Source organism: Mycoplasmopsis pullorum (assembly GCF_001900245.1).
In the GTDB taxonomy this organism is placed as follows: domain Bacteria; phylum Bacillota_I; class Bacilli_A; order Mycoplasmatales; family Metamycoplasmataceae; genus Mycoplasmopsis; species Mycoplasmopsis pullorum.
The window spans coordinates 728644-752603 of sequence record NZ_CP017813.1 but is presented as its reverse complement, the minus strand read 5'-3'; the positions used below and the strand labels follow the sequence as shown (position 1 = coordinate 752603).

General features: G+C 28.2%; 24 protein-coding genes. 11 read left to right on the top strand and 13 right to left on the bottom strand.

Annotated features, from left to right (window positions below):
- Window positions 1-340: 340 nt before the first annotated feature.
- From BLA55_RS04295 to BLA55_RS03105, 3 genes are all read right to left on the bottom strand, one after another.
- On the bottom strand, window positions 341-736 hold the full coding sequence (locus tag BLA55_RS04295) for a hypothetical protein (RefSeq protein ID WP_157089921.1): 396 nt from the start codon (window positions 734-736) through the stop codon (window positions 341-343).
- Window positions 737-784: 48 nt separating this feature from the next.
- Window positions 785-1564 (bottom strand): hypothetical protein, encoded by a 780-nt coding sequence (locus tag BLA55_RS03110; RefSeq protein WP_073372628.1) that lies wholly within the window; start codon window positions 1562-1564, stop codon window positions 785-787.
- Window positions 1565-1776: 212 nt separating this feature from the next.
- Window positions 1777-1971, bottom strand: coding sequence for a hypothetical protein (locus BLA55_RS03105; RefSeq protein ID WP_157089920.1), 195 nt, complete (start codon window positions 1969-1971; stop codon window positions 1777-1779).
- 125 nt (window positions 1972-2096) lie between these two features.
- Between BLA55_RS03105 and BLA55_RS03100 the strand changes: the two genes are divergently transcribed.
- The 3 genes from BLA55_RS03100 to BLA55_RS03090 are packed head-to-tail and all read left to right on the top strand — an operon-like array spanning window position 2097 to window position 5658.
- Complete coding sequence (locus tag BLA55_RS03100) at window positions 2097-2444, top strand: hypothetical protein (RefSeq protein WP_198763816.1); 348 nt, start codon at window positions 2097-2099, stop codon at window positions 2442-2444.
- A gap of 17 nt (window positions 2445-2461) precedes the next feature.
- Window positions 2462-4579 (top strand): HsdM family class I SAM-dependent methyltransferase, encoded by a 2118-nt coding sequence (locus BLA55_RS03095; RefSeq protein ID WP_073372626.1) that lies wholly within the window; start codon window positions 2462-2464, stop codon window positions 4577-4579.
- Entirely contained in the window at window positions 4567-5658 is a 1092-nt protein-coding gene (locus BLA55_RS03090; RefSeq protein ID WP_073372625.1) for a restriction endonuclease subunit S, read from the top strand. The genes BLA55_RS03095 and BLA55_RS03090 overlap by 13 nt, the downstream gene beginning before the upstream one ends.
- A 6-nt stretch (window positions 5659-5664) precedes the next feature.
- Here the strand turns inward: BLA55_RS03090 and BLA55_RS03085 are convergent, their stop codons facing one another.
- Complete coding sequence (locus BLA55_RS03085; RefSeq protein ID WP_073372624.1) at window positions 5665-5982, bottom strand: hypothetical protein; 318 nt, start codon at window positions 5980-5982, stop codon at window positions 5665-5667.
- A gap of 340 nt (window positions 5983-6322) precedes the next feature.
- On the opposite strand from BLA55_RS03085, the gene BLA55_RS03080 reads away from it, so the two are divergent.
- The 4 genes from BLA55_RS03080 to BLA55_RS03065 all read left to right on the top strand — a co-directional run bounded on the left by BLA55_RS03080 (window position 6323) and on the right by BLA55_RS03065 (window position 10504).
- Window positions 6323-6922, top strand: a complete 600-nt coding sequence (locus tag BLA55_RS03080) for an MHJ_0274 family protein (protein ID WP_073372623.1) — start codon at window positions 6323-6325, stop codon at window positions 6920-6922.
- Entirely contained in the window at window positions 6876-7598 is a 723-nt protein-coding gene (gene pgsA / locus BLA55_RS03075; RefSeq protein WP_073372622.1) for a CDP-diacylglycerol--glycerol-3-phosphate 3-phosphatidyltransferase, read from the top strand. The genes BLA55_RS03080 and pgsA overlap by 47 nt, the downstream gene beginning before the upstream one ends.
- A 173-nt stretch (window positions 7599-7771) precedes the next feature.
- Window positions 7772-9121: a DUF2179 domain-containing protein gene (locus BLA55_RS03070; protein WP_073372621.1), complete on the top strand. Its 1350-nt coding sequence runs from the start codon at window positions 7772-7774 to the stop codon at window positions 9119-9121.
- A gap of 195 nt (window positions 9122-9316) precedes the next feature.
- Window positions 9317-10504, top strand: a complete 1188-nt coding sequence (locus BLA55_RS03065; RefSeq protein ID WP_073372620.1) for a phosphopentomutase — start codon at window positions 9317-9319, stop codon at window positions 10502-10504.
- Window positions 10505-10589: 85 nt separating this feature from the next.
- Here BLA55_RS03065 and BLA55_RS03060 read toward each other — a convergent pair whose 3' ends face one another.
- From BLA55_RS03060 to rpmF, 5 genes are all read right to left on the bottom strand, one after another.
- Window positions 10590-11189 carry an FMN-dependent NADH-azoreductase gene (locus tag BLA55_RS03060; RefSeq protein ID WP_073372619.1) on the bottom strand — a complete coding sequence of 200 codons (600 nt, stop codon included), beginning with the start codon at window positions 11187-11189 and terminating at the stop codon, window positions 10590-10592.
- 130 nt (window positions 11190-11319) lie between these two features.
- Window positions 11320-11574: a 30S ribosomal protein S18 gene (gene rpsR, locus BLA55_RS03055; RefSeq protein WP_073372618.1), complete on the bottom strand. Its 255-nt coding sequence runs from the start codon at window positions 11572-11574 to the stop codon at window positions 11320-11322.
- Between the two features lie 8 nt (window positions 11575-11582).
- On the bottom strand, window positions 11583-12245 hold the full coding sequence (locus BLA55_RS03050) for a single-stranded DNA-binding protein (RefSeq protein WP_073372617.1): 663 nt from the start codon (window positions 12243-12245) through the stop codon (window positions 11583-11585).
- A gap of 29 nt (window positions 12246-12274) precedes the next feature.
- Complete coding sequence (gene rpsF, locus BLA55_RS03045; protein WP_073372616.1) at window positions 12275-12643, bottom strand: 30S ribosomal protein S6; 369 nt, start codon at window positions 12641-12643, stop codon at window positions 12275-12277.
- Window positions 12644-12780: 137 nt separating this feature from the next.
- Window positions 12781-12978, bottom strand: a complete 198-nt coding sequence (gene rpmF, locus BLA55_RS03040) for a 50S ribosomal protein L32 (RefSeq protein ID WP_073372615.1) — start codon at window positions 12976-12978, stop codon at window positions 12781-12783.
- A gap of 195 nt (window positions 12979-13173) precedes the next feature.
- On the opposite strand from rpmF, the gene BLA55_RS03035 reads away from it, so the two are divergent.
- Both BLA55_RS03035 and BLA55_RS03030 read left to right on the top strand, forming a co-directional pair.
- Window positions 13174-14088 (top strand): nucleotidyltransferase, encoded by a 915-nt coding sequence (locus tag BLA55_RS03035; RefSeq protein ID WP_073372614.1) that lies wholly within the window; start codon window positions 13174-13176, stop codon window positions 14086-14088.
- Between the two features lie 13 nt (window positions 14089-14101).
- Window positions 14102-14677 (top strand): thymidine kinase, encoded by a 576-nt coding sequence (locus BLA55_RS03030; protein ID WP_073372613.1) that lies wholly within the window; start codon window positions 14102-14104, stop codon window positions 14675-14677.
- A gap of 20 nt (window positions 14678-14697) precedes the next feature.
- Here BLA55_RS03030 and BLA55_RS03025 read toward each other — a convergent pair whose 3' ends face one another.
- From BLA55_RS03025 to BLA55_RS03010, 4 genes are all read right to left on the bottom strand, one after another.
- Window positions 14698-15930 (bottom strand): CNNM domain-containing protein, encoded by a 1233-nt coding sequence (locus BLA55_RS03025; RefSeq protein ID WP_157089918.1) that lies wholly within the window; start codon window positions 15928-15930, stop codon window positions 14698-14700.
- Between the two features lie 86 nt (window positions 15931-16016).
- Entirely contained in the window at window positions 16017-17498 is a 1482-nt protein-coding gene (dnaB, locus tag BLA55_RS03020; protein WP_235631829.1) for a replicative DNA helicase, read from the bottom strand.
- Window positions 17499-17509: 11 nt separating this feature from the next.
- Complete coding sequence (rplI, locus tag BLA55_RS03015) at window positions 17510-17968, bottom strand: 50S ribosomal protein L9 (RefSeq protein WP_073372612.1); 459 nt, start codon at window positions 17966-17968, stop codon at window positions 17510-17512.
- Window positions 17949-19940 (bottom strand): GGDEF domain-containing protein, encoded by a 1992-nt coding sequence (locus BLA55_RS03010; protein ID WP_073372611.1) that lies wholly within the window; start codon window positions 19938-19940, stop codon window positions 17949-17951. The genes rplI and BLA55_RS03010 overlap by 20 nt, the downstream gene beginning before the upstream one ends.
- 211 nt (window positions 19941-20151) lie before the next feature.
- Between BLA55_RS03010 and BLA55_RS03005 the strand changes: the two genes are divergently transcribed.
- Window positions 20152-21942: an ABC transporter ATP-binding protein gene (locus BLA55_RS03005; protein WP_084107660.1), complete on the top strand. Its 1791-nt coding sequence runs from the start codon at window positions 20152-20154 to the stop codon at window positions 21940-21942.
- Window positions 21935-23845, top strand: a complete 1911-nt coding sequence (locus BLA55_RS03000) for an ABC transporter ATP-binding protein (RefSeq protein WP_073372610.1) — start codon at window positions 21935-21937, stop codon at window positions 23843-23845. The genes BLA55_RS03005 and BLA55_RS03000 overlap by 8 nt, the downstream gene beginning before the upstream one ends.
- Window positions 23846-23960 lie beyond the last annotated feature (115 nt).

Here is a 23960-nt window from a genome sequence, read left to right as displayed (position 1 = left end):
CTACAGGTTTTAGGGTTAATAAATCTTAATAATTTTTAAGTCCGAAAATTCTTAAAGTTTATTCGCGTGCGCGTCACGATCGCACGCCCGTGCTTTTAAGCAAGAGCGAAAAAATGGAAAAAGTAATTAACATTATCATTTTTTCGCAGTGTTTAATTTAACTTTGTTAAATTAAGGTAAGTGTTAGAAAATTTTCCAACTTTTCCAACAGAATTAGTAAAAACATCACTTTTTCCAACTTTTTTCCAACAAATAGCTAAAAATTCCCTTTATATTAAAGGAGTAAAAAAATTAGCTATTTTTTCCAACTTTTTTCCAACTAAGCATTTTTCCTGTCTAATTAATAGATTTGCAATAAACCAATTTTCGTATCAAAATTCTTTCTTACTAAGTGAATTATTGTCGAACTATTATACAAAGTAGATTGCTTGTAAACGTATTTTTTGAAGTAATTTCTAACGTAGCTTTCAGTGTGAGATTGCTTATTAATTTCGTCAGAAATATCAAAAATTGAGCGTTTATTATTGTTAATATATTTGCTAAAAGTGACTAAAGCTTTTATAAAAACATTGTTAGATTCACGCTCATTGATCCATTCTTTTATTCTAAAATGTAATTTATCTCAGTCAATTATGCGATAACAACTCAAGATTTTTTCTCAATATTCTCGATAATTTTGAACTGAAAAATCGACTTTAAAGTCTTTTCAATAACTAATGCAGAACCATTTTTTCATACAAAAATTGAGAGTTACATAACGGTTTAAATGAAAAAGATCGAGTACTTAATATTCAAAATGTTTAGCAACTTGTTTAATATTTCATGCTCCATCACCTTTAATACAAATCTTTAAATTTGTGTCATAATAATTGTTTTTGATTCATTTAATTAATTCTTTAAGCTCAGTATCATCATTATATTTATTGTCTTTTAAGTGAGTTTCGAAGTAAATTTGAACATTATTTACGCACTCAAATTGACCAGTTTTTCAATTAAAAAGATTAAAAGTTAGCATGCGACACATTAATTTACTTGCTCCCTTATCAATTCGATATTTCTTATATGTGTCGTCCATTTCCACATATAGCACTCCATTATGTTCAGGTTTAACTTCATATTTTTTAAGTAAATTTGACTCAGAATTAATTGAATTTTGTATCTTATCACATAATTTTTCACTAATAGCTCTTTCGCGTCTTTGCTGTTTAATTCAACTATTATATGTGTTAATATTCATTCATTTAGGTCGCTTGCTCCCGTTAAAATGAACATCAAAAGCTAATTTTTTTGCTTCTGGTGAGTATTTAGATTTACCAACTTGTTTTAAATAATCATGATGATAATACTTAAAATAACGTCTCTTTTTTTTACCATCAACTTCTTTAATTGTGTAATACTGAGTGATATTGTAATAATATTTATTTCCGAAGTCATCAAGTAAACATCGTGATTTTGTGCGATAAACTCTCCAATCAGGATGCTCAATTTTACGAGTAATTGTTCTAAATTCTTTTTCAATTCGGTTTAATTCATCAACAAAATATTTAAAGACTGATTGCTCCATTATTTATCTCCTTAATAAAAAAATACGAACTAAAAACTGCTTGAGAAAGCAATTTCTAGTTCGTATCATATGTTTTGTACATATTATTATCATAATATTTTTGCTATTTAATAACAATTAAATTTCCACAAAATAACCATATTTTATGTCAATTTAATACTCTTAAGAGCAAAATATTAGTCAAAATCAATAATTTATATTAATCTTTTTTGTTATTTTAGTTTCTTTTTAAATTTGCGAACATATAAAACAAATCCTGTAATTCCACAAATAGCTAAAAAGCTAAATAATGTACTTAGAACGATTTTTAGAATGTTTTTCTTACGATTTTGAGCTTTTATTTGAGCATTTTTATTCTGAATTTGAATAATATTTTCTTTATTCTTAATATATTTTCCATTTAACAAAGGATGATTATATGTATTGAAAACACTATAAAAAGGGGAGATTTTAACTCAAAATATTAATGAAACATAGCCAAATAGCATTTTAGTTTATAATTCTATTTTTATAATTATGATATTTTTATTTAATGCACTATGATAGTATTTTAATATTGCAAAATTATTTAAAATATGATTTAATTAAAATAAAAAAGGAAGTGATTAAATTGTTTAATCTAGTTGAGTTTACTAATGATAAATATAAGATTTTAAAATTTCTATATGATAATCAGATACAAGTTAAAAATGATAAGTATATTGTACTATCACAACAAGAAATTGCAGATATGACTCATTTTTCTAAAAATAAAACTAATAAAATAATACAAGAACTAAAAAGAGATAAGTTTATTGATAGTTTTAATAATACAAAAGGTAAATATATTATTACTAATAAGGGAAATAAGGTTATTGAAGTGATTGAGAAAAAATATTAAAAATAAGGAGATATTAAATGAGTGAACAATTAATTCAAAATAATTTATATAGCGAAAATGTATCTATTTTAGGTAAATACGAATGTTTAAGTTTAGGTTCTACAACAATCAAACAATTAATAAATTTAGGTTATATAAAAAATATCAATTTATCAAATAAGGCTAAAAATAAAAAACCAGATGTGTTAATAATTGATAATAATAAAAATGTTGTAATTTATATTGAACAAAAATTACCTATTAATTTAAAAAATGAAAATGACATCAAAAAAGCAATAGAACAAGGATTATTTGTTGCGAAAGAAGTTAATGCTAAAATTTATATTGTAAGTGATGGAACTAACTATTATTGGATTAATCCATTAACTGGGAACCCTATAAAAAATGAAAATGATAATTTAGTTACCTTTCAAATAAAACCAAAAGAAAATGAAAAAGAAAGTGCTAAATTAATTAATGATGTTTTAATTTCTATAAATTATAATAATGACAAGATTTTAAAAAGAGAGTTTTTAGATCCAACTGATTTAGCAATTAAAATAAATAAAATATTAGTAAATGTAACATTTGCTTCAGCTAAAATGTCATTATATACATTTGTTGAATTATTTTTATTTAAGTATTTATCCGATATAGGAATACTTGGTGGAGAAAATTCGTTTAATTATATAGCAAGTATGTATAAAGAAGAGTATAAAAAAATTGATAATACTATTACAGAGGCTAAAATATTAGGTAAATATATAGATGGTGCTAGAGAAACTATGAAAACTCTTTTCCCTAGTGGAGATGATGGAACAAGTATAATAAATGGACAAGTTTTTCACGTAAAAAAAGATGAATATAATGAATATATAAGTGAAGATAATACAGATAAAATATTTAAAGAAGTTATTTTAGCTTTTGAAAATTATGAAAAAGAAAAAGGAAAATTCATTAACATAAATTCTGATTTTAAATCAAAATTGTTTGAAACTTTTATGAAAAATAGTGATGAAAAAAGTAATATGGGACAATTTTTTACACCACTTAAAATAGTGAATGAAATGGTTAATATGATAGATATAACCGAGGGGATGTCTATTTGTGATCCTGCTTGTGGAGTAGGTAAGTTTATTTTAGAAGCTATAGAAAGTAAAATACAAGAATATTATACATATAATAGTAAAGAGAAAGATGAAAAAAATAAACTTAAGAAAAGTATTAATATAATTGGATTTGATAAGATGATGTCAGAAAAAGATGATTTAACTATTATTTTAGCTAAAGCGAATATGTTAATTTATTTTTCTGAACTTTTCAAAAAGAATAATAATTTAAAAGATATAAAAATTATTTCAGAAAATTTGTTAAATAAATCTTATTATTTATATTCAACTATGTTAGGGACTCTTGGAGAATTAAAAGAAGATAAATATGATTTAATATTAGCTAATCCACCTTATTATCAAAGTGCACTTATGATGAGTGAAGCAAAAAAAACGGGTAATTATACTTTAAATGGTGTTGGAGTTGAAAGTTTATTTTTAGAGTGGATTTTAAAATCACTTAAACCAAATGGAGTCGCAAATATTGTATTACCAGATGGAATATTCTCAAATAAATCTAATAATATAATAAAAGAATATATATTAAACAATTTTTTTATTGATAGTATAATATCTCTTCCTGTAGGTGCTTTTTTTAATACTCCAAAAAAAACTTATATTTTAACTGTAAGAAAATTCAATAAACGAGAAAAGGAAGAAAATATAAAACAAAATTATCCTGTATTTACTTATATTACAACAAGTATAGGAGAAACTTTAGATTCTTATCGTTTTGATATTGAAGATAATGATTTAAAAGAAGCGGTAATTAAATATAATCTTTTTAAAAGAGAAGATAAAAATAATTTAAATGAACCTATAAAATCATATATTGAATCGGATATTAAATTAAAGTTAATAGATATTGAAAATTTTGACAAGAATGAATCTTGGATTATAGAAAATTTTTGGTCTGAAGAAGAAAAAATTAAAATTGGATTGAAAAAAGAAAAAAATATTGCAACTATTGATGAATTTAAAATATTGCTAGATGATACGATTTCTCTAATGAATGAATTTAAGGAGGAATTAGAATGGATAAAGTAAATTATAAGGAAGTGAAATTTAGTAATATACTTGAAAATTTAGGTGGAAACACTAAGTATTCTCTCAAATATATAAATGAAAATAAAGGAGAATACCCAGTATATTCTGCAAAAACAACAGGTGATATGAATAAGGGCTATATTAATACATTTGATTATGATATGGAATGTTTACAAATAACAACAGATGGAGCGAAAGCAGGCACAATAATTTATAGAGAAAAGGGAAAGTTTTCTATTGGACCAGCTACAAGAATTTGGTATATAAAAAATAATATAGATAATTTATTATTAAAATATATAGAAATAAAATTAAAATCAATTTTCAATTCTAAAAATTTTTCTTGGACAAATAAAGCCTCTTTATATAGAATAGAAAATATAAAAATAAGAATACCTATAGATGATAAAGGGAATTTTGATATTAATGAACAAAAAGAAATTGTAAAAAAATATAAAATTATAGAAGAAAGAAAAAAAGAACTAAAAGAAAAATTAGATTTTTTCAAAAACCTTCAATTTGATTTTATGAATTCAAAAAAAATAAAAACAATAAGTATTAAAATAAAAGATATATTTGATATTAATAGAGGAAAATCTCTATATACAAAAAGTTATTGTAAATTAAATGAAGGTGTTTATCCTGTATATTCTGCTAATAATAACATTCCTTTAGATTACAGAAATAATTATGATTACGATGGAAAATATTTAACTTGTTCGATTAATGGGATAGCAGGGGTTATTACTGTTTTAAATGATAAATTTTCAATAAATGCAGATAGAGTTATTTTTATTCCTAAAATAATTAATTTGGATTTAGAATACATAAAGTATATTTTAGAGCCTTTACTTAGAAATATAACCAAAGGAAGGAAAGGATTATTTGAAAAAAACGAATTTACAAAATTAAATCCTGAAATGATTAAAGAAGTAGAAATACCAATTCCGATTGAAAATGATAAAATTTCATTGAATATTCAAAATAATGTATCTCAAAAGTATAAAATTATAGATGAAATAAAAAATAATTTAGAACTAAAGATATTAGATATTTTAAATACAGACATAGAATTTTAATAAATATTATCATTTCTTAATGGTTCTATCTTTATGAATACAATAAGCATATATTCATTCATCTTTAACAACCCTATCTTTTAACATAATTTTATGTATCATAGCATCAATATCATTTTGTTTTAATAACAGACTAGCTAAACACCATTTAGCTAGTTTTTTATATTTAGGGATTTTGTAATGTTTAGCAAGTTCATATAACTTATATGTAGGAATATTTAATAAATAATCTCTTTTATTAAAGGTAGATACATTATCTTCATCATTAAATTTAAAATTAGAATCTGTTAATTGTTGTAGTTTTTCTGTTTCTTCTTTTAACATTGACATTATTTTTAAAATGTGCAATTTATATGAAAATTGGTAAAAAAGGCAAATAAAAAGACCATTTAAGGTCAGAAAAACAATTTTACAAATTATTTTTTATTATCATATGAAATTGAGTTCTAGACTCCAGGAGCAGGTTGCTTCATAAGTCAACCACCAGTTCTTTTATTCGAACTCATCGGAATAATTATAATTTAAAACTTAATTTTTCTTGAATAAAAAAATATTATTTTTTTTCTAAGTGTGGAAACGATATTAAAAATAGTTTTATGTTTGATTTCTTAACTAAAATTAATATAATTAAATATATATTTTTAAATATACTGAAAGGCTTAAAATGAAATATTTATACGAAGCAACAGAAAGTACTACATCTAGCTCAAATAGTTTTGGTAATTTTCTAAGTCAATATGCAATGTATCTAATTTTGGGATTTGTTGTAGTTGTCTTAGTTGTATTTTTTATCGTAGTAACTATTAAGGATAAAATCAACAAACGAAAACTTTTAAAAGAAAAAGAAGAATTTAATAAAGAAGTTGAACGTCAATACGAAAAATTGATATTAAAATTAAATGCATTAATTCAAGTCAACGAAGAACACATGAATAATTTTCAAGTAAGTATCGGTGAACACACCATGAGCGAATTAACTGTAAGTGCAAAAACTATTTTAGAAGATATTGTTCGTGATCCAGATTTCCAATTATATCTATTAAATAACGATCAAAGTCAAAAAATTGTGAAATTCGTCGTGCAATTAAAAGATAACAAAAGTAATTTATGAACCAAAAAACAAGCTAAATTGATTGAAGAAATTAAAAATGAATTACAAAAAATTGAAATTGCTGATTTAGAAAAAAAACAAGAACAAGTTTTAAACGAGGTAAGAAATGAATTCAATTCAAAACTTTTGAAAAAATCTGAATCTACCAAATAAGCTAACAGTCATTCGTTTGCTTTTAGTAATTCCATTTATTTTATTTTTATCAATAGCTCTAATTTTAAATAATTTAAATAATAAAATATCATTTGGATCATGATATATACCTAGAGTTGCAAACACTTTTCGTATTATCTTTTTATGTTTAGCATTATTAATTTTTATCGCAGCAATGATTACTGACTTTTTTGATGGAAAAATTGCTCGTGAAAGAAAAATCGTGACCGATTTTGGAAAATTATGAGATCCAATTGCTGATAAAATTATGACTACTACTGCACTTATTTTTCTAACCGTAGTCGGATACCTTTCATTTCCTCTTTTGTTACTCATTATTTTAAGAGATATTATTGTGGCTGGAGCTCGTGGGGTAATGATTAAACACAATATTAGCGTCGCAGCTGATAAATACGGAAAAATTAAAACCGTAATTTTAACTGCTGTGATTATAAGTGGTTTTCTTTTTCATATTATTTTTAGCTCTGTTTCATTTTCTTTAATTGACTCTGTTTTATTTTCTTCAATTGAAAATATTAATGTAATAAATATTAATGCTATTTTAGAAAATATTTCTTATTATTTCCTTAACGGTGTTTTTGCTGTAGCAGCAATTTTAAGTACAATTAGCGGAATCAAATATGTTTCTAAAGTTTCAACATATATGTTCAAATAATATGAAAATTTTTAGTCAAATTAAACTAATAATTTAAGTTAACGATTAAAGTGGTATAATAATCTGTAGCATAATTTATTATTTAAATTTGACACTAATAATTATTATTAATGCCAATAAAAACATTCGCAGTTCTGCGTGTGTTTTTATTTTTTAAGGAAAGGTAAGGTTTTATGGATTATAAAAAAGTAATTGATAAATGTAAGATGTGTCTAACACGTAAAAATAAAAAATTCAAGCTAAATGAAATCTATGATAAAGATTATGATAACCATGTCGATCCACATGATGAGTTGTGTTCGGATGTTGTTAAGAAAAATACTGTTTATAAACGCACCAAGATGTCGAACTTCGGTTTGAAATTGAGTAATTTCTATAAAGCTATGCCGATGTGAAAAATATTACTTATTACAATTGTTACCGCAATATTCTTCGGTATAATCAGTGTGTTTTTCGTTAAAAACGTCGGAATTTATAACTTTGGTTTTGCTGCTTTTGGACAAGCTGCAGCTCGGTTAATCACTTCATCGATGCCTGAAAGCATCGCTCCAACTGTTCGGAACTTAATTGACCAAGCAATTTTCTGAATTGCTTATATTATTTTAAGTATCCCAATCTTCATTTTTGGATACAAAAAAATCGGTCGTGTTTTTACTAACTTAACAGTTATTTTCTTAGTTGTTTCATCAATGGTTTCATTTTTAATCGGGATGATTCCTGGGGCTAACCAAGCTTATATTATTGGTAATTTTGACAATGAAATCATCAAAAAAGCATTACCAAAATACCAAGTTCAATTAAGTTCAATTATCCCTTTACTTTGAAGTGATGCAGGTAATGTAATAGCATTGATGATTTACTCAATTTGCTATGGATACATGCTTGCTTGAGTTTTCGCAATCATCGCAGTAATTGGTGGTACCGCTGGGGTTACTGGTGTTATTGGAGAATGATACGCAAATACAAAACAAAAATCATTCGGTAGCATATCAGGTAATATGAATATCATCATTATTTTCATTACTGTTGCACTTGGTTCTTATTTACCAGGTTCATTGCTACTTGAAAATGCAGAACGTAATTTTGATCAAATTGCAAATTCAAATCTTTCACAAATTCAAATCGAAGCGATTAAAGATGTAATTAGTAAAAAATGATCAGCAGAATTATATTTCTCTCCAAACTTTGTCGCAACAATTTTAACCAATATTGTCTATATTTTAGTATTGAATAAATTATTCCCTAAATTCAAATTAGTACGTGTTGAAATCTTTTCTACACACTATGAATTGGTTCAAACAAAACTTGCTAATGACAAGAGAATTGTTACTGGATTGACAATGTTTAAAGCTAAAGGTGGTTTTAAAGGAGAACACATTGATGTAATTACCTCAATTACATTATTTAGACAAGTACCAAGATTAATTAAGAGAGTGCGCGCAGTCGATCCTGATGCCTTTATCGCGGTTAGCGATGTTACAAGTATCGACGGATATGTTTACCTACCAACCGAAAAATTCTAGAGTCAAGTTTAACTTGACTTTTTTATTTGACTATAAATAAATCTGAATTGTCCCAGCCGGGGAGAGTTAACTTTACTAAAAACTCAAACCAAAAAAGAAATAAAAATGTGGTAAAAATGATTTTCGATACCATATTGTGCAAGTTTAATAAAAAAAGACTAAAATATATATGTATATAGTTATTAAAGGAGAAAAATGCCAAAATTTAATCGTATTTTTATGATAGTAACAGACGGATTGGGAATTGGACCTGACCGTGACCAAAAAGCTTTTGGTGACAAAGGGGCTAATACTATTAAATCCGCTTCACTAGCAGAAGAATTCAAAATTGATAATTGAAAAAAATTAGGAATTGGAAATATTACTGAATTACACGGTAATTACCACGTGCCTAAACCACTTGCTTATGTTGCGAAAGTTCAAGAAGTATCAAACGCTAAAGATACATTAGCCGGTCACTGGGAAATGATGGGGATTAAAACTTTAGTACCATTCCCAACTTTTGCTGAACACGGATTTCCAAGCGACTTAATTACTGAACTAGAAAAAGCGTTTGACGGACGTAAAATTATTTGCAACAGAGCTGGTTCAGGAACAGAAGTTATTGATGAGTATGCTCAAGAACAAAAAGAAACAGGTGCATTGATTGTTTATACATCTAATGACTCAGTTTTACAAATTGCAGCTCACGAAGAATGAATCGGTTTAGATAATTTATACCGTTATGGTAAAGCTGCTCGTGAAATTTGTAGCTCAAAACCAGAATGAAACGTAGGTAGAATTATTGTTCGTCCATTCGTTGGGGAAGATGGTAAATACACAAGAACATTTAACCGTCACGATTATGCAAATAAACCGCAACCAATGATTTTAAACAAATTACAAGAGCAAGGTGTTGAAGTGGTTTCGATTGGTAAGATTAATGACATTTTTGTTGGACAAGGAATTAGCACACATATTCCAAGCGGTAGTGACGACAAAGGTATGGACATTACAATCGATTTAGCTACAAAAGATACTAAAAATCAATTTATTTTCACCAATCTTGTGCAATTTGACTCACACTACGGACACCGTCGTGATGTTCATGGATACGCACAAAATATCGCTAATTTAGACGTTAAATTAGGAAAATTATTAAATGTCTTACGTGAGGATGACCTTTTAATCATGACTAGTGACCACGGTAACGATCCACTTTATCCAGGTTTCAATCACACACGTGAATTCTTGCCGGCAACAATTTATTCTAAATCATTTACTAAACCTAAAGTTTTACCTAATTTTAATGGACTTGGTACTTTAGGTAACATTGTTGCACGTAATTTTGGTGCTGAAATTGTAACTGAAACTGGAGACGATGTTTTTGAAGAATTAGTTTAATCAAAAAAAGAAGGAGTAATTATTAACTCCTTCTTTTTATCATTTAAAATTGAATTTAATAAATTGTCCCAGACTGGGACAAATATTAAAAACTTTGAGCTTTTTCTTTGATCAGTTGAAGATTTTCATCAACTAATTTTTTTGGACTAATTTCATTATATGGTGCAACTTTTGTCCCAGCAAGTAGAATAGAGTCTACTTTTTTTGCTCCTAAAAAGTTTCATGTTCCCTCTAATCAAGTTACGTGACTACCTCAAAGATATCAATCTTTTGGTGCTCCTTGAGTTGCTAAAATCATAACATCGAGGTTATTAAGTAGTCCAATTGCATCACCTTTTTTCGAATATTTATATGAAAAAGTTTTGTTTGCAACTGCGATAGCATCGATAAAGTTTTTAACAACTGAACTAGGTCCAAAATTAATCATTGGTAAAGAAATGATTAATTTGTCCACGTTTTTTAATTTCTCGATTCATTGGTCACTTTTAACATCTTGTCAATATGTTGCAAAAGTTTTTTTATTAAGATAGGTGTGTGCTAATTCAGTATCATTTAAGTCGATAACTTCGATTTGAGATTCTGGATTAGCTTTTTTAAATTCATTTAAAAATTGTTGTTCTAAGTAAAATGATGTTGAGTTTTCATCGCTAGATAAATTAGCGTGTAAAAATAAAGCTTTTGACATTTTGATCTCCTTTTTATTTATATTTATTTTAACCAAAAAATCAAAAAAATAATGTTTTTTATCGAAAAAATTCACTTTTTGAAAAATAAAAATCAGATTTTAACAACCTGATTTTATTTTTTAATTGATATTATCTTTGTGTTCTTACACGAATAATTGTGTATGGTAACAATGCGATAAATCTTGCTCTTTTAATTGCTGTCGAAACTTTTCTTTGGTGTTTTGCACAAGTACCTGTAGCACCTGCTGGTTTAATTTGTCCTGTAGCATTGATGTATTTTTTTAACACTTCGGTGTTTTTGTAATCAACATATTCTTGTTTAGATTCACAAAATTCACATACTTTTCTTCTTGAAAAACCTTTTTTATTTTTAATAAAAGCCATTTTTTCTCCTAATCTAATTTATCGATATTATCTAAATCAAACATAAAGCTTGATTCGTTGTCGTTGTTTGCTACATTAGAGGTATTATTATTTGAACTATTTAATGAATTGAAAGTATCATCGTCTAAACTATGAAAATCATTCATTGGTGGGACTACTTTATTTTGTTGGTGGACTTGAGTGAAATTGCTATTTACACTACCAAAATTAGGTTTAATCTCAGGAGTTTGAATTTGGTTCACAACTCTAGCTTGTGAGTTGGTCGTCCCTTGAGGGTTTAAGTTTGGAGTGTAGTTAACATTAGGTCTATTTTGTGCTGGACTTGGAACGTAACCAGGGTTTGGTTGACGATTTTCGACCACACTTTTAGGTTCTAAAATAGACACATTTTCAATTGAAACTTCATAACTACGCACAATATTACCATCACGTGATTCGTATTGGTTTGAGAATAATGCACCTTCAATTGAAATCAAAGTACCTTTGCGCACATGTGCGTTTAAAAAATCTGCAGTACCACGTCATGCAACAACTGGAATAAAGTCAGTCGCATCAGTATTTGAATTTCTACGTTCAACCGCAACAGTTGTACGTGCGTACGCAACACCATTAGCGGTGTGGTTGTAGCGCACTTCGCTTGTTGTACGTCCTATCAAAATGATTTTGTTCATAATACCATCCTTAATGTTTGTAAATGTTACTAATTAGAAGCAACTTTTTCAGTTTTAGCAGGTTTTTTAGCAAAAGATGAATCTCTCTTAGAAGTTTTTTTAACTTTAACTTCTTTACCGTATCCTTTTTCTGAATCTAAGTTAATTACTAATTGTCTTCAAAGTGTTTTTAAAATATTTGCTTTACGTGTAAATTCAGCAATGTTAGCAGGATTTGTTTCAACTTCAGCATATACATATTGAGCATGTTTTGATTTGTTAATTGGATAAGCTAATTCAGTTAACTCTAATTTTTCAGCTTTTTTAACGTCTTTACCAAAAACTTCATTTAAAAGATTGGTAGCAACTGAAGCATCAGCTTTAGGGTCAACGATTAACATAATTTCGTATTTTGACATAGTGTCCTCCCTTTGGTCTCAGGGTTATTTTTATAAAAATAACCAAGGAGTATAGTAATACTCCATCATATTATAACATTTAAAAAAAAGACACATTATAGAAAGTGTCTTATTTTTAAAATTAAATTATTTTTGAATTAAGCTCTGTCGTTAAGAGCAACATATCCTTCAACTTTTTTTCCTTTGTAGAAACCACAGAATCTGCATGCACGGTGTTGTTCAATTAATTGTGTACAGTTTGCGCAAGCAACAAGGTTTGGTGTTGATAATGCGTCGTGGGTTCTTCTTTTGTGTTTACGTTGTTTAGATGTTTTACGTTTTGGTACAATAGCCATAGCTTTCTCCTTTTATTTTGTGGTTCTATTTAAAAAATAGCACTATTATTATATATATTTTTTATGAAAAGTTAAATAATATTTTTAGCTTTTAAAAGAGTTACAAAATTGAATTAAACTATCTATATTATAGGTTAAAAAGTTAAATTTAAAATAAAATCAAATCAGCAAAATAATTTAAGTATAATTAGACAAATGAAGAAAGTTAAAATTGGTATAGTTGTTGAATATAATCCATTTCACAATGGTCACATTTATCAAATTCAACAAATTAAAAAGATGTTTCCAAGTTCCAAAATCATAGTTGCAATGAGCGGAAAATACTCGCAACGTGGCGAAGTAACCTGTGCATCATTCGCTAAACGCAAGCGTTACGCACTCAAAAATGGAGTGGATAAAGTACTCAAACTTCCAACGCAAGTGTCCACACAAGCTGCTCATATCTTTGCTAGTGAAAGTGTCAAAATCCTAAATAAGCAAAAAATAGATTATTTAGTTTTTGGTAGTGAGAGCGATGATGTTGAACGTTTAATTAAAATTGCTCAAATTATCAAAAAAAATCGTGAACAATATAACCAATTAATTAAACAATTTCTCAAAAAAGGAGCTAATTCATTTCCAAAAGCTACTAATTTAGCACTTCAAGAATTATCTGGGGAAGATATTTCAATGCCAAATGACATTTTAGGATTAGAATATGTTAAAACAATCATTGATAATGACTATCCGATTCAACCAGTTTCGATAAAGCGGACAATTGATTTTCATAGTGAAGAGACATATCTAGATTTTGCTAGTGCAACTAAAATTCGTCAAATGCTAAAAAATAACCAAGATTACACCAAATATACACCAATGCGATTTAATTATTTTGATAAATTAAGAAATAATCAAAAAATTTATCGTCGTTTTCAAAAAGTGATTCGTAAATATAGCACCGAAGAATTAGAAAAGTTTAAAATGATTAGTGAAGGGATTCAAAATTTATTCAAAAAGCACATTGAAATAGATAAATACGACGATTTTGTCCAAGAATGTACCTCAAGACGGTACACTTCAAGTCGAATTAAACGGACCATTTTAATGGTAGCGTTAAAAATTAAAAAATAGGAGCGAAAATAACATGTTTTTAAAATATCCTGATGGTACATTAGAAGTAATAACCGGACCAATGTTCGCCGGAAAAAGTGAAGAATTGATTAAACGAATTAAAATTTTACAAATTGCTGATGTTAAAACTTTAGTTTTTAAACCAGAATTTGATAATCGCTTTAGCGATATAGAAATTGTTTCACGTAATGGAGCAAAAGTTAAGGCCATTAATATTAATAATTCAGAACAAATACTGGAATTTTACGAAAAAGACTATAAAGCAGTCGTTATTGACGAAATTCATTTCTTTGATGAAAATATTATTAATGTAATAAATACACTCACTTCATATGGTGTCCGTGTAATTGTGAGTGGACTGGATATGGATTATTTAAAACGTCCTTTTCCAATTTTAGCTTCACTTTTAGCTATTGCGGATGAAGTGGATAAATTAAAAGCTGTGTGTGCATTATGCAAAGGAGCGGCGGGATTCTCATACCGCAAGACTGCAAATCAAGAGCTTAATTTTTTAGGAAATAAAGAATACGAAGCTAGATGTAGACACTGTCACGATTTAGGAGAGCAACAAAAAATGCAGTTAGGTTAATACAACTGCATTTTTTCATATTAATATTTATTAATTCCAATAATAGCCACTTTATTTTCTTTATTTTTCGATTGAATAACTTTAAAAGAAGCGACTTTGTCTAAATTGAAGCGTAAGTTTTTGTTTAACTTTTGTTTATTTGTCATTTTCAACATTCATTTACCTAAAGTCAATTCGTAATCTTCATCATCTAAAGTGTCATCATCAATATCTAATTGTTTAAAGACATCTTTGACCTTGACATTTGCATGAACCTCACTTTGTTCAAGTGAAATTTCAAAAATTGATTCAGCTTCGTCAGTTTCATCGTAAATTTCACCAACTAGCTCTTCAATAATGTCTTCAACGGTAATTATTCCCAAGACTCTGGTTGAGTTGTTATTTTCAACAACAAATCCCATCTGTACTCTAGCTCGTCTTAATTTTTCCAAAGCACTAGTTAAAACAGAATTAGTTGAAATAAAAGGGACATGAATAATATAGTTAATAATCTTACCGCGTTTAAGATGATATAGATCTTTTAACATTATAATTCCAATTAATTCGTCTTTTTTGACCACTGGGATACGTGAATAATTAGTCTCCTTGAATAGCTCTAAAGCATCTTGGACGCTAGCACGATAATCGATGCTGGTCACATCTTTAAGACGTAAATAATGTTGTGAAACTTTGGTCGAGTCTAAGTCAAGGGCATTTTGTGCAAGTAGACTTTCCCCAGATTGAAGCACTCCCTCATTACGAGCTATTTCAATCATTTTTTTCAATTCATCTTCTGAATTTGTTATATAAACCTTTTTACCAATCTTCCCTAATGGATAAGCAAAGATTCATAAAACTCAGTAAATAAATTCAATGAAGTATCCAAAAATTTGTAAGTATTTAACTGGATGACTCTTACCTAATAATTTTGGAATTATCTCACTAAAAATCACTAAAATTGGAGTAACTAAAGCGGTGGTGACAATTGTTACGAGTGCACCGCTACCAATAAGTTGATTTAAAATAAAACTTGTTAAAGTCGCAGAACCAATATTAACAATATTATTTGCGATTAAAATAGTTGTGAGAATTTGATTATATCTTTTGAGTTGTTTATGAATTAATTTTGCTCTTGCTTCATTATTTTCTACCATTGTGTGCACTTTTGCCATCGAAATTGATGTATAAGCGGTTTCGGCACCACTAAAAATTGCACTAAGAATAAAGAATAATAATACAACTATAAATAAGCTTATTAGGAGAATTTTACTCATGAGAAATCTCCTTTTTGATATTACTTATTTTGTTGCAACTTCGGGAATAACTATCCATTTTAAACTCCTGTTATAAAATTCGTTTTTTATTTGTTATTGTTATTAAATAATTGTGTGTTATTAAGTGAAACAACCGGATCACTAAAACGAGAAATTGACATATTAAAGCGTAATTTGATCGATCCAGTCGGTCCACTTCTGTGTTTTGCAATTATTAAATCTGTTTCAGAACCAATTTCATCTGAAATTCGTTCATTTTGCTTCTTTTGATAATAATCGTTTCGATATAGGAACATAACCATGTCTGCGTCTTGTTCGATACTTCCACTTTCACGCAAGTCTGAAAGAATTGGACGTTTGTCCTCTCTTTGTTCCACACTTCTGCTCAATTGCGAAAGTGCAATAATTGGAATTTCTAATTCACGCGAGAGTTCTTTGAGAGTTCTAGAAATTTTCGAAACCTCGTTTTGACGGTTATCATTTGACCTTGATGAACCGGTCATTAATTGCAGATAATCGACCACAATTAAATCAATATTATGTAGTTTTTTCAAACGACGTGCTTTTCAAGCGATTTCGGCAATTTTTGAAGAACTCGAATCATCTATAAAAAAGTTCATTTGGTCAATTTTAGTTTGTTTTGCAATTGATAAACGTGTCCAATCTTGTGAGTCCAAAAGACTTGCTTTTTTTAATTTATTTCCCTCAACTCCGGAAACAATGGAAAAAATCCGACTCATAAGTTGAATATTACTCATCTCCAAACTGAAAAAGGCAACTCTTCGGTTACTTAAAGCAGCATTAACACAAATGTTTAATGCAAAAGCAGTCTTTCCCATCGCTGGCCTAGCAGCTAAAATAATGAGCTCACCAGATTTAAAACCTTGTGTCATAATGTCTAAGTTATGAATCCCAGAGGGGACACCTGCTAAATGATTTTCATCTAGATTACGACGGTATTGCAAGTCCCTGATGTATTCGTTTGCTGCATCGGAAATACTAGTAAATGAAGATAAGCTCCGATTTGAATTCGCTTCGGTGATTTGAGCTTCAATTTCTGCAGCAAAATCTTTTACTTCAAGATTTGCGGGGTTATTTAATTTATTTAATGAATGAACTAAAGTACTATAGATTTTTCGCAAACTAGTTAGTTTGGTTAATTCTTCAAAATAAAGTAATTTATTGTCGTAATTACCTGCTTTTAATGCGATTTTTGATAAAAATGATAAGGTGATTTTACGTGTGTGATTTTCATTAAAATTGCGTTCGATAAATGTAAAAACATCATTAATATTGATTGTTTTTAATTCTTGTGCACGATTTTGTAACTGTTTAAATACCAAGAATAAATTTTTATTATCAATAAAATAAAAATCTTCTTCACTAAGGTACATAAGGGACTCATGCAAAATCTCAACATTAGCTAAAATCATCCCTAAAATTTTTTCTTCTAATTCAATATCATGTAATTTAGACGTGTCAAAAGTAAAATTTTGAATTTGTCCCTGATGATTGTTAACTGTCCCAATCTGAATTGGTGGTTTCATATAATTATTTGATTGACTCATTTGAGTTACCGTTATTTAATTTCTTTAATTTTGATTTTAATAAATAATTTCGCTGTAATATCTTTATAAATAACTACTTTAATTTCGTGAGTACCTTCAGAAACTAAGTGCACTTTTTCAATTGCATGCTTTCCTAATTTGAAACCTAATTTAGCTAAATCTTTTTCAACGTGTTTTGTCGAAACTGAACCATGTACGTTTAAGTTGTAATTGGCATCAGTATTAGCTTCAAGTGTATATTCTAATTTAACTTCCTCTAATTTAGATTTTAATTCAAGTGCTTTTGATCTTCTTTCGTGTTCTTCAGCACTTAATTCATTTAATTTACGTTCTAATGTTTTTGCAGTTGATTCATTGTATGGTAATGCAAACCCTTTATTAATTAAAAAGTTTTTAGCGTACCCTGGGGCTACTTCAATAATTGTGTTTGCTTTTCCATCTTTACAGTCTTTAATCAATATTACTTTCATCTCTTAAACTCCCTACTATTGCTTGTTTTATGTTGTCCACGAACACATCTAACGGTTCGTTGGTTACTGCAGCTGCTGTACTAAAGTGTCCACCACCTCCAACTGCTTCACAGATTACTTGGACGTTTGTATTCATTCCGCGAGCACTTAATTTGTATTTGTTGGTACTGCTTAACTTGGCCACCACAAAACTCGCATGACGTCCGCTTATTTTTAAAATTTCATTAGCTGCAATACTAATAATGTCATTTTCCACTTCAATATTGCTATAGGCTAAATAATATCCTTTTTTGATTTCTTGAACATTCTTTAATAAATCTTGAACTATTTTTGCTGTTTTTTCATCAATTTTTAATAATTCACTACTTAATGAACCACGAGCACCTTTAGACTCCAATCATGACGAAGCACTAAAGGCTCTTGGTGTAACTGATTTTGTGAATTGTGCTGTATCTAAGTAAATTCCGTTTAATAAAAATTGTGCTGTATTAGCAGAAATCTTATTATTGGTATTCATAAATGTAATCAATTCAGTCACAATTTCACACGCACTTGAAGCATTTGGATCAATATAACGATTGCTACGCGGACAAAAATCAACACTTTCTCCAACACGGTGGTGATCGAAAATAAAAATATTTTCCGCCTTAGCATTTAAAATTGCATCCTTATTATCGGTACGATTTGGATTTGAATTGTCCACAAATACTACCAAGGTGTGTTCGTTTGTAATTTTATTCGCTAGATGAGACTTAATAAAAATATCACTCTTGAGTAAGTTTTGACTACGTAAAAACTTATCAGCAGTCGAATCGAATGTGTAATTACAAATATTTGCTCTTTTACCATAATTTTTAGCAATTTTATAAATTGCGTAAGCACTTCCTACTGCGTCTAAATCAGAAAGTGAGTGACCATAAATTATCACATTTTGAATATCGCTTGATTGCAATTTCTTTTCAAATAAATGAGCGATCAATTTAATTTCAGTACGGTTATTATCCGCCATAATTTCACTTGAAGAACCAAAGTAAATAGGAACTGAATCATTTGAAAAGATTGCTACTTGGTCCCCACCCCGGTTCTGAGCTTGTAATAATGCTTTTTTAGCTTGTTCGATTTTTAAATTCAAACTCGGCCATCCCCTAGCGAATCCGGCTGAGATACTTAAGCGATTATTATCACGCATGAAAATGTCCGAATCGTTAAAACTTAAAAAGCTTCTAAATTGGTCCTCTAGTAATTTTTCCAAAGTCAATTCATTGCAAATAATCACGTATTTTCCGTTCGTATATTGACGATAGAATAAATTATATTCAGGATCTTTAACGTATTTTTCAATTGAGTTAATAATACATTTGTTAATATTGAATAATTGTTCTTCACTTAAAATAGATTGATAAAGTTGAAAGTTATCAATTTCAATTTCACCAATTACAATTTTTTGTTGTTTTGATTCCTTTATAATGTTACTTTCATAAGTTACATCACGAATGCTAATTGTATTTTTCAGTGGTCAAACTTGAACTTCATATTCAAGATTGTTAAATTCAAAGTTAAACGAACTTTTATACAGTGCATTTTTAACATTTGGAGCAAATTCATCAAAAAATTCTTTAATTGATGAGCCAATCACCTTTTTACTAAACCGAGCACGGATAAAATTACTCATTCATAAAATTTTTTCACTTGAATCGAAAATAATTATTCCGAAATTATTATTTGTAATAATGTCTTCAATATAGTTGTTAAATGATTTTTTAACCAAGTCACGTGATTTTGCAAAATTATTAATTGCAAAATAAACTACTACGATAAAAATTGAAAGAAAGGCCAAAATTGTCAAGAAAGCCAGAATTCGAAAAACGATTAAATTTTGACTATAAAAAGTAAAAACCGTAAAAAAGATAGCCAATGACAAAGCTACTAAAGATGACAAAATCCAAATTATCATTTTCTGCTTATTTGTCATTTTAAATTCCTCTCTTTATATTTAATTATTATTTTTTAAAATATTATACCTTGTTATTAGTGAAAATTTCAAAAAAGGATTAGGTATAAATTTATTTTTGCACAGAAAAAAGATGGAAATTATAACTTATTCAAAATTCAAAAAATTAAGAATTTTCTAGTTAAATTGATCAAAAATATAAAATTTATTTATAAAAAACGAAAGGAGAAAGATGAGATCAAAACGAGATAAAAAAGTTGATGTGATTTACAATCAAATTAAAAGTGTCAGTTGATGAGATCAAACAAAAGGATATCGAACTGTATCATTTTTATCAGCTTTTTTTGTTATTTTAGAAGTTGTAATTCAACTTTTTATGCCAAAAGTTAATGCTTATTTACTTCAAGATTCTTTTGATACAAGCAATGGTAAAGTCATTTTAGCTCAACTCTTTAAATGAGGATCGATTTTATTTTCTTTAGCAATTGGATCAATTATTTTTGGTGTCTTAAGTGGAATCGCCTCATCAAAAGGTGCAGCTGGAATTGCACGTAATTTAAGAATGAATATGTTTGCCAACATTCAAAAATTTTCATTCTCAAACTTAGATAAATATACAACTGGTAGTTTAATGATTAGACTAACCAATGATATTACTAACGTACAAAATGCTTACATGCAAATTATTCGTACCTTAGTAAGAGCACCAATTATGTTAGTCGGTGCGATTGTAATGGCATTTACAATTAATACTAAAATGGCTACCATTTTCTTAGGAGCTGTTTTAGCACTAACAATTATGTTATCCTTAATTATTGGTTTTGCATTTCCGCTTTTTGGTAAAATGCTTAAATCATATGATAGATTAAACAATAAAATCAAAGAAAATATCTATGCAATAAAAACAATTAAAGCCTTTGTTACAGAAGAAAAAGAATTAGAAGAGGTTCAAAACTTAACTGCAAGGCTAAAAAAAATCTCAATAAAAAGTGAGCGTTTAGTTGCACTTAATAGTCCAGTATTATTCTTAACTATTTATGGACTAACATTTTTAATTTTATTTGTTGGTACTAAATCAGTTGTAAGTCGCAACATGGAATGAAGTGAATTAATTGCTTTAATTTCATACATGTGACAAGTGGTAATGTCACTGATGTTAGCTTCTATGGTATTTGTGATGGTAACAATTGCTCATCAAAGTTCAATCCGGATTAAAGAAGTATTGAATGAAAAACCATCAATTACTTCACCACAAAATGGTAAAAAAGAAATTTTAGACGGTTCAATTGAATTTAACAATGTATCGTTTAAATATAATTCAGATACGAATATAAAAAACTTAAAAAACATTAATTTAAAAATCAATTCTGGTGAAACAATTGGAATTATTGGAAAAACAGGATCAGGAAAAAGTACTTTAGTACAATTATTACCTCGTTTATACGACATTAGCGAAGGTGAATTAAAAATCGCAGGTACTCCAATTCAGGAATATGACTTAATGAATTTAAGAGATGCAATTTCAATTGTTTTACAAAAAAATACCTTATTTAAAGGTACTTTAAGAGAAAACATGAAATGAGGTAATTTAAGTGCTAGCGATGAAGAAATTAAGACTGCACTTAAAAACTCAGCTGCTTATGATTTTGTCTTTTCAAAAGACGAGGGACTAAATCAAATTGTTGAAGAAAAAGGAAATAACTTCTCAGGTGGACAAAAACAACGTTTATGTATCGCTCGTGCTTTGATTAAAAAACCAAAAATCTTAATTTTAGACGATTCAACATCTGCAGTGGATAATAGAACTCAAAAATTAATTCAAAATGCGTTTGAGAAAAATTTAAAAGATACAACTAAATTAATTATCGCTCAAAGAATCAATTCAATTGAGCATGCGGATAAAATTATTGTTATGAATAATGGTGAAATTGAAGCTTTTGGTACTCATAATGAACTATTAAAAAACAATAAATTCTATCATGGATTGTATGTTTCACAAACACAGGAGGGCGATAATGAGTAAAAAAAGAAAACGTCCACCAATTAAATCTGGATCATTTAAAAAATTATTAAAATTCATTTGAAAATATAACAAAGTATCTTATTTCTTAGTATTTTTAACAATTTTCATATCATCTGGAATATTTATTTACGCACAATCATTTTTAGGAAATGTTGTTTTTGAAAAATATTTAGTTCCTTACTTTATTACAGGTAATTTCGACAATACAGGATTTACAAATTCGATGTTAATTCTTGGTGCAATGTTTTTAATATCAATTGCCTGTTCATTGATTTCGAGCCAAATTGCAGTGGTAGTTACACACAGAACTATCAAAAAATTGCGTGACCAACTTTATGGATACATTCAAAAATTACCATTAGGTTACTTTGATACGCAACTTAAAGGTAATATCACAAGTATTTTTACTAATGATATCGATGCATTAAGGGACATGCTTTCACAAAGTATTCCACAAATCTTTAATGCTATATTCTCAATTTTATTTTCATTAGTAATGATGATTTACTATAGTTGATTCTTAACAATTTTAGTTTTATTAATGGTTGTAATATTAATGTTCTTAGCACAAATCTTAGGTAAAAAATCAATTAAATACTTTAGTGCACGTCAATCGTCGCTGGGGACAGTTAATGGTTATTTAACTGAAATGATTGAGGGGATTAAGATTGTTAAAGTCTTTAACTATGAAAAAAAATCAGTCGAAAATCTTAAAGTTAAAAATGACAAACTTTATGAAAATGATTATAAATCCAAATTTTGAGTAAATATAATAATGCCCGTGCTCATGAACATGGGGAATGTAAATTTTGCACTCATGGCTGTTATTGGTGGTACTTTATTCTACTATCAAAACCAATGAGGGACAACTTGAATGAACATTAGCATTGGTACATTAATTACTTTCTTACAATACTCAAGAAGTTTTATTGCACCTATTGGACAAGTTTCACAACAATTAAACTCAATTAGTTTAGCAATTGCTGGATTTTCTCGTGTGGTTGATGTTCTTGAAAGAACGCCAGAAGAATCAAATGGAAATGTCAAATTATTAACTAAAGAACAATTAATTCAAAATGATTCATCATTTACAAATTCAAATACTAACTTTTATGACTTCTACTGGAAAGTGAGCGACAAGGTTACACAACAAATTAACTACATACCAGCACTAGGGGCAGTTAAATTTGAAAATGTATCATTTAGTTACTCACCAGAAAAGAAAATTATCGATAACTTTAACTTAGATGTTAAACCAGGACAAAAAGTGGCTTTAGTTGGTTCGACTGGGGCAGGTAAGACTACAATCGCTAACCTATTAAGTCGATTTTACGAGACCACAGAGGGACACATTTATTTAGATGGTATCGATATTAAAGACATCAACAAAGATGACTTGAGAAAATCGATGGGATTAGTACTTCAAGATACTTCACTTTTTAGTAAGAGTGTTAACGAAAATATTTCGTATGGTCTTGATCATTGTGAAGATAATGTTATTGTCAGTGCAGCAACAGTGGCAAATGCAAATGACTTTATCACTATGTTGCACGATGGCTATAATACAATTCTAGAAAACTCAGCCGAGGGACTTTCACAGGGACAAAAACAATTGTTATCAATTGCCCGCACCAGTGCTTTAAATCCAGTGATGTTGATTTTAGATGAAGCAACAAGTACAATTGATACTCAAACAGAAAAATTAATTCAGCAAGCATTAGATAATTTAATGCACCAAAGAACTAGTTTCGTGATTGCACACCGTTTAAGCACAATCAAAAACTCAGACTTAATTGTGGTTCTCGAGCATGGTAAAATTCTCGAAAAAGGAACGCACAAAGAGCTTTTAGCACTTAAACAAAATTACTACAAACTTTACACTGGTGTGGCTGAATTAGATTAAAAGACAAAGAAAAAATGTTGCAAGATTAATTTGCAACATTTTCTTTTTCGACTTATTTACTTTTCCTACGTTTCCCACTTAAGGGTATTTTTACTTGTTTTATACACCTATATAT